This window comes from Nonomuraea sp. NPDC049784 (assembly GCF_040659615.1).
Classification (GTDB): domain Bacteria; phylum Actinomycetota; class Actinomycetes; order Streptosporangiales; family Streptosporangiaceae; genus Nonomuraea.
Map to the genome: position 1 here is coordinate 1 of NZ_JBFAMX010000542.1, position 6996 is coordinate 6996.

Consider the following 6996-nt stretch of genomic DNA (forward strand, 5'->3'; position numbering starts at 1 on the left):
CTGCTCGACGCCGAGCTGCGCAAGGTCGCCGACGCGATCCACCGCGGCGACGAGCAGGCGCTGCGGGACCAGGGGAGGTTCCTGCGCGATAGGTTCGGCGGCTCCGAGCTGGACCTCGGCTAGCGAGGCCCGCCGAAGGCCGGGACGTGCTCCCCGGCCCGGTGGCCGAGCCGGCCTGCCTGCCCTACAGGGAGAGGTTCTCCACCTCGATGAGCAGCACGGACGTCGGCCGCAGCGCCGGGGCGGGCAGCCCCAGCTCGCCGAGCACCGCGCCGGTCAGCCGCACCGGGCCGCCGGTCCACTCCGGCATGCCCGCGCCCTGAGGCTTCGGCCCGGCCATCCGCACCTCGTAGACGGCCGCGGGGTCGAGCCCCGGCAGGCGCAGCGGCGGGGGCCCTCCGAGGGCGAGCCTGGAGGTGAGCTGGACGAACGCGAACACTCCTCGCTCAGGCAGCACCACCCCGTGCAGCAGCGCCGACGGGTCGGGATGGTCGGCGCGCACCACCCGCCCCGAGTGCAGCACCGGCCGCAGCCGCTTGTGCAGGGCGATCCACTCGGCCAGCTCCTCCAGCTCGGCCTCGCTCGCCGAGGTCAGGTCCCACTCCACGCCCATGTGCCCGAACAGCGCGGTCGCGGCGCGGAAGGCCAGCGGCAGCGAGCGCCCCGTGCTGTGGTCCTGCGGCGCGCCGACGTGGCTGCCCATCCGCTCCGGCGGCACGAGCAGCCCGGTCCAGCGCTGGATCGCCTGCCGGTCGAGCGCGTCGTTGCAGTCGGACGTCCACACCCGGTCGGTACGGGCCAGCACGCCGTAGTCGATGCGCGCGCCGCCCGACGAGCACGACTCGATCTCGAGCTTGGGGTGGCGGGCGCGCAGCTCGTCCAGCAGCCGGTACGCGGCCAGCGTCTGCGCGTGAACGCCGGGCACCCCGTCGTGCACGGGCTCGGCGATGTCGCGGTTGTGGTCCCACTTGATGTAGTCGAGCTCGTACTCGCTGACCAGGCTGTCCAGACGCTCCAGCAGGTAGTCGTACGCCTCGGGCCTGGCCAGGTCGAGCACCTGCTGGTTACGCTGCGGCGGCGGCAGGCGGTCGGCCTGGCCGAGGACCCAGTCGGGATGCGCGCGCAGCAGGTCGGAGTCCGGGTTGACCATCTCGGGCTCGAACCACAGCCCGAACTGCATGCCGAGCTTGCGCACGTGCTCGGCCAGCGGGTGCAGGCCGTTCGGCCACACGCCCTCGTCAACGTACCAGTCGCCGAGCCCCGCCCGGTCGTGGCGGCGGTGGCGGAACCAGCCGTCGTCGAGCACGAACCGCTCGATGCCGGCCGCCGCGGCCTTGCCGGCCAGCTCCAGCAGCCGGTCGAGGCCGTGGTCGAAGTAGGTGGCCTCCCAGTTGTTCAGCGTGACGGGCCGGACCGGCAGCGACCGGCCGGCGCGCACGTGGTGGTGGAGCCGGGCGCTCGCCTCGTCCAGCCCGGTGCCCGACCAGGTGAAGTACACCTGGGGCGTGCGGTAGCTCTCGCCCTCGGCCAGGACGATCTCGCCGGGCTCGAGCAGCTCGCCCGCCGCCAGCAGCGCGGGGCCCTCGGGCAGCCGCTCGGCGTAGTGGATGTGGTTGCCGCTCCAGCCGGCGTGCACCGCCCACACCTCGCCGCCTCTGAACCCGAACCCCGAGGTCCCGGCCACCAGCAGCCCCGTGCCGTCGTGCCCCGTCCGGCCGCGCCGGTTCTCCCTGGACCACACGCCCTGGCCGAACGCCGTGCGCTGCGGCACCTTCTCCAGCGCCCACCGCCCGGTGAAGTCCAGCAGCTCGCCCGCGCGCGCCGGCACCGGCAGGGCGCAGGTCAACCCCTCCAGCCGGTACGGCGAACCGGCGGTGTTCGTGACCGTGTGCCGCAGCGTCACCAGGCCTTCGGCGTCCATGGCCAGCTCGCTCACCAGCTCAAGACCCGCCCTGGCGTCGGAGGCCACGATGGTCACCGTGCCTCCCCGGCCGGGCGCGGCGTCCGCGTCGAGCCGGTCCAGCGTCCACCGCACCGGCCAGTGCTCGCCCGCCCGGCCGCCCGACAGGCCCGGCCGGCCGTACCAGCTGTCTCCCTGGGCGGGCAGCAGCGGCGGCGCGGGAGCCAGGGACGCCAGTGCGGGCAAAAGGTCGGACCCGGCGGCGGGCCCGAGGTCGGCGCCGAAGTGGCGTACCCGCGGCAACCCTGGTCCGTCGAGGACAAGGGCGGTGCCTGCGGCGGAAAGGATGAGGGGTGTCAAGTCGGGCTCCTCACTCAGCAGATGCTGGTAGATACCACGCGAACCTACAGGAATGAGGCACTTGCCCTGATCGAGGGGAGAGCATCAGCCGGGCTCGGGCACGCCGCCGAGGACGATGCGCAGGTCATCCCGCGTGGGCGGCTTCGTCCAGGTGAGCCCGGGCCCGCCGGCGGCGATCAGGCGCGGCGCAACTTCGCGCAGCAACTCCTCCGCCGCGGCGTCCGGCTGCTTCTCGCGGGCCTCCCGGTAGAGGTCCAGCAGCCGCGCCAGGTCCAGCATCATCGTGTTCGCCTGGCCAGTGGCGACCTGCAACGCTCCAATCGCCTCGTCGGCGGACCAGGCGCCCTCAGGGCAGACGACCTCGCGCACCGCCTCGGCGAAACGGGCCTGGTCCATGCCGTCCACCTCGCCGTCCAGCCAGTCCGCGCGCAGGTGCAGCACCCCGGGCCGCTCCGCCGCCGCGAGCTGCGCGACCAGGGTGGCGACCGCGCCCTGCGGATCGTGCAGCGCCGCGTCCCCCCTGGCCGCGAAGGCGTCGGCGAGCAGGTGCAGGGAGATCAGCCGGGGCGGCTCGTACGTCGTGAGCACCCCGCGCCACACGTCCGCCCGCAGCGGGTAGGCCCGCAGGCCCTCCATGAACGCGGGCTCGGCCTCGGCCGGAAGACCGAGGTCCACGTCCATCCCGAACGCGTCGTCGGTGCCCCCGCCGACGGGGTCACGGCGGAGCCACCAGACCACCACGCCCACCACGACGGCGGCCAGCACTGCGACTGCGATCCACACGATGTTGTTTGCTTTCCGCTCGTACCTGACAGCGGTAGCAGCGTAGTGTCACTGAACCCGATTAAGTGCCATTTATCCGCATACGAACCGCCGCATCACGCATAGCAGAACGGCTGACAGAATTGGAAATGTGACAGACGGCATCCTGACGGCGGACCAGATCCTCACGGCGGCCCAAGACGTCCTGCGCCGCTACGGTCCCGCCAAGGCGACGGTCGTCGACGTCGCGCGGGCGCTCGGTGTCAGCCACGGCAGCGTCTACCGCCACTTCCCCAGCAAGGCGGCCCTGCGCGAGGCCGTCACCCAGCGCTGGCTGGACGAGTCGCACGCCGAGCTGGCCAGCGTCCTGGCCTCCGGCGCCCCGGCTCCCGTGCGGCTGCGCGAATGGCTGGGGGCCCTGTTCCGCGCCAAGCGCAAGAAGGCGCTCGACGACCCCGAGCTGTTCGCCACGTACATGGTGCTGGTGAACGAGTCCAGCAAGGTCATCGACCGGCACATCGCCGACCTGGTCGGCCAGATCCGGCAGATCGTCGAGGCCGGAGTCGCGCGGGGCGAGTTCGCCGCCCCCGACCCGGCTGCCACTGCCCGCGCCGTGCTCGACGCCTCCGCCCGCTTCCACAATCCGGCGCACGCCGCCGACTGGAGCCTGCCGGACATCGAGGACGACTTCGCCGCCTTGTGTGATCTCATCCTTCACGGACTGGAACTCCGCTGATGGTGTGATGTTTTTACATCTGGGTAACGGGAATTGTTTTCCCGAGGATTCCTCCTATCACCCGGCATCACCGTTCACGCGTGACCAGGCATGTACACTCGGAGTCAACATCGTCGCGCTACGTGACGAATCATGACTATCTGGGGTCCAAGGCAAGGGCTGGCCCACGCAACCGGCAGGAGGTTCCCGGCCCTGACGAGCGCGGAGCCGAAATGGAGCCACTACACCTGACCACCAGCCGCCGCAACGGGACCCTGACCGTCAGCGTGTCGGGAGACCTCGACATCGCCACCACCGAGCAGCTGCGCGGCCACCTGCTCCGGCTGCTGCGGGAGGCGGAGGACGCCCGGCGCGGGCAGATCACGCTCGTCATCGAGATGAGCGGGCTCACCTTCATCGACGCCGCCGGGCTCGGCATCCTCGTCTCGGTCCACAACCACGCCGCGCGCCGGCACACCCCGATGCGCCTCACGGGCGTCCCGCCGGCGATGCGGCGGCTGCTGCGCATCACCGGCCTGGAGGGCCACCTCACCTGATCGCCCGCGCCTGTAGGTTGGCAGACGTGATTCAGGTTCCCGATCAGATACCCCTGAAGCTGGAGGACGGGTTCGAGCGCGTCAGGCGGGAGCTCGCCCTGCCGGGCGACTTCCCCGGCGCCGTGCTCGACGAGGCCGCATGGGTGGCGCGAGTGCCGCGGCTCGACGCGAAGGACCTGTCCGACGTGCCGTTCGTCACCATCGACCCGCCCGGCTCGATGGACCTCGACCAGGCCGTACACCTGGAGCGGCTGCACGGCGGCTACAGAGTCTGGTACGCGATCGCCGACGTCGGCGCGTTCGTGCGTCCCGGCGGCGTCATCGACACCGAGGCCCGCACCAGGGGCGAGACCGTCTATTTGCCCGCGGGCAAGGTGCCGCTCCACCCCAGGGTCCTGTCGGAGGACGCGGCCAGCCTGCTGCCCGGCGCGCTGCGCCCGGCCGCGGTGTGGCGGATCGACCTCGACGCCGACGGCCGCACGGTCGGCGCCGACGTGCAGCGTGCGCTCGTACGCAGCCGCGAGCGCCTGGACTACGCCTACGTGCAGGCGGCGGTCGACACGGGCACGGCCGACGGCGTGCTGGGACTGCTGGCCGAGATCGGCCGCCTCCGGCTGGCGCTGGAGCGTGAGCGCGGCGGCGTCACCCTGCCCACGCCCGAGCAGGAGGTGGTCCCCGGGGACGACGGCGGCTACCGGCTGGAGTTCCGGCTGCCGCTGCCCGCCGAGGCGTGGAACGCGCAGATCTCGCTGCTGACCGGCATGGCCGCGGCCGCGATGATGCTCGACGCCGAGATCGGCATCCTGCGCGTGCTCCCCCGGCCGCACGCCGACGACCTGGCGAAGGTCCGCAGGGTGGCCCACGCGCTGGACGTGCCGTGGCCCGACGGGGCCTCCTACGGCGCCGTGGTGCACGACCTGGATCCGAAGAACGCGCAGCAGGCGGCGTTCCTGCATGAGTCGAAGGTGCTGCTGCGTGGCGCGGGCTACGTGGCCTTCGACGGCGCGCCGCCCAAGCTGGCCGAGCACGCGGCGGTGGCGGCGCCGTACACGCACGTGACGGCGCCGCTGCGGCGCCTGGCCGACCGGTACGCGACGGAGGTGTGCCTCGCCGTCGCGGCCGGCGAGCCGGTGCCGTCCGACATCCGGGCGGCGCTTCCGAGCCTGCCCGGCATCATGACCACGACCGGGCGGCGGGCCGGGGCGGTGGAGCGGGCGTGCGTGGACCTGGTGGAGGCGTTCCTGCTGCGGGAGCGGATCGGGCAGGCGTTCGAGGCGGTGGTGATCGACGTGGACGAGCGGCGCGGGGGCGGGCAGGTGCAGCTCGCCGACCCGGCGGTGATCGCCCGCTGCGACGGCCCGCTCCCCCTGGGAGAGCAGGTCACGGTACGCCTGACGCAGGCCGACCCGGCGACCCGCGAGGTCCGCTTCACGCTGGCGACCTGACCCATGGAGAAGCCGCGCACGGGCACTCCGTGCGCGGCCCTCGACCAGGCATCACCTCTTCAGCGGAGTCCATCCCGCGCCCACACCCATCAGGTGGAGCGCGACGCAGAGCAGCCCGGCGGTGCCGAGCGTGGTGACCGTGATCACGCTGCCGACGGCGAGGCCGGCGATTTCGAAAATGAGCGCGAGCACGAACAGCAAAGCGGCGACGAGGGCGAACATGGGCTACCTCCGAACGGGGCCGGCCCGGACGCCGCGCATCCGAGGGGACTGGCCTCAGCGGGTGCGTCCGAGGATGTCTCTGACATGGGGATTTCCATCGCCACCCGCCCGAAAACTGCCCCTAAGGTGACGATGTGTGAGCGTATGACAACACCATCTTGACCGACCGGTCAGTGGTACTGGCCGAGGATGGGGGCGACCCATGCCGCCATCACGGCAAAGACTCGCCGGCGCCTCAGGTCACGCCCTCCACCGCCGGACGGGGCCATGGTCTACCCCCGCATCACCTGACGGGCCGCCCTGCACATCTGAAAGGCGGTGGACCATTCGACGGCCCCTTTTCCACCGGCATTCGCAGCGAACGACGGGACCGGTCCGTTCGCTTTACCCATGCCCGGCCCCTGGCCGGAAGAGACCGCCATGGGCCGCGGAGACGGCAAAAGACTGCACCGCCGCCCTGGTAGTGCCTTTAGCAATAGTGACTGCTTATGTCAGGCGTGTAGCGCGCTGTAGTTGAAAGCGTTCCGCCCATTCTTCTAACGGCTTCCAGAGCAATTTCTGACTGCCTGGAGTTTTGCCTCTGCCGGATGACTTCGCCCATCCCCGCAACCTAGCTTGAAAGGTGATCCGCAGCCCATATCGATGCCTTCCTGGTCCGATATGGCGCTCAGAGAGAGATCCGGGCGTCGCCCGGAGTTCCCAACCCTCAAGAGGAGATCTCTCATGATCAAGACTCGCAACCTTCTCGCTGCATGCGCGATGGCGGCCACCGCCCTTACCGCGCCTGTGGCGGCATCGGCTCAGTCCGCCGTCGTCCAGCCCTCATTCCAGCAGGGCGACACGCATAAAGTCGCCAAGCAGCAGCAGCTGGAGCAGCCGTGCCGCGGCAGGCGTTGCCGTCGCTTCGGAGGCGGCGGAGGCGGCGGCGGTGGAGGCGGCGGTGGCGGTGGCGGTGGCGGTGGCGGCGGAGGAGGCGGCGGCGCTGGTGCCGGCGGTGGATGCGCCCGAGAACACCCCCGTCAGCACGGTGGCGGC

Annotated in this window: 7 protein-coding genes; 3 read left to right on the forward strand and 4 right to left on the reverse strand. The window is 71.7% G+C overall.

The window, feature by feature from the left end; genetic code table 11:
• Positions 1–184 precede the first annotated feature (184 nt).
• Positions 185–2260 carry an alpha-galactosidase gene (locus tag AB0J09_RS51140; protein WP_360708779.1) on the reverse strand — a complete coding sequence of 692 codons (2076 nt, stop codon included), beginning with the start codon at positions 2258–2260 and terminating at the stop codon, positions 185–187.
• 84 nt (positions 2261–2344) lie between these two features.
• Positions 2345–3043, reverse strand: a complete 699-nt coding sequence (locus tag AB0J09_RS51145; protein WP_360708782.1) for a hypothetical protein — start codon at positions 3041–3043, stop codon at positions 2345–2347.
• Between the two features lie 130 nt (positions 3044–3173).
• Between AB0J09_RS51145 and AB0J09_RS51150 the strand changes: the two genes are divergently transcribed.
• The 3 genes from AB0J09_RS51150 (at position 3174) to AB0J09_RS51160 (ending at position 5739) form a co-directional block, all read left to right on the forward strand.
• Positions 3174–3758: a TetR family transcriptional regulator gene (locus AB0J09_RS51150; RefSeq protein ID WP_360708785.1), complete on the forward strand. Its 585-nt coding sequence runs from the start codon at positions 3174–3176 to the stop codon at positions 3756–3758.
• A 212-nt stretch (positions 3759–3970) separates the two neighbouring features.
• Positions 3971–4294 carry an STAS domain-containing protein gene (locus AB0J09_RS51155; RefSeq protein ID WP_360708788.1) on the forward strand — a complete coding sequence of 108 codons (324 nt, stop codon included), beginning with the start codon at positions 3971–3973 and terminating at the stop codon, positions 4292–4294.
• A gap of 26 nt (positions 4295–4320) precedes the next feature.
• Entirely contained in the window at positions 4321–5739 is a 1419-nt protein-coding gene (locus AB0J09_RS51160) for an RNB domain-containing ribonuclease (RefSeq protein WP_360708791.1), read from the forward strand.
• A gap of 51 nt (positions 5740–5790) precedes the next feature.
• Here AB0J09_RS51160 and AB0J09_RS51165 read toward each other — a convergent pair whose 3' ends face one another.
• On the reverse strand, positions 5791–5961 hold the full coding sequence (locus tag AB0J09_RS51165; RefSeq protein ID WP_360708794.1) for a hypothetical protein: 171 nt from the start codon (positions 5959–5961) through the stop codon (positions 5791–5793).
• An 822-nt stretch (positions 5962–6783) separates the two neighbouring features.
• Positions 6784–6996 (reverse strand): hypothetical protein (locus tag AB0J09_RS51170; protein ID WP_360708797.1); only part of this gene is annotated, 213 nt, incomplete at its 5' end.

Coding starts and splice junctions, on each gene's coding strand:
- AB0J09_RS51155 (WP_360708788.1), top strand. CDS start 3,971: ATGGAGCCACTACACCTGACCACCAGCCGCCGCAACGGGACCCTGACC.
- AB0J09_RS51165 (WP_360708794.1), bottom strand. CDS start 5,961: ATGTTCGCCCTCGTCGCCGCTTTGCTGTTCGTGCTCGCGCTCATTTTC.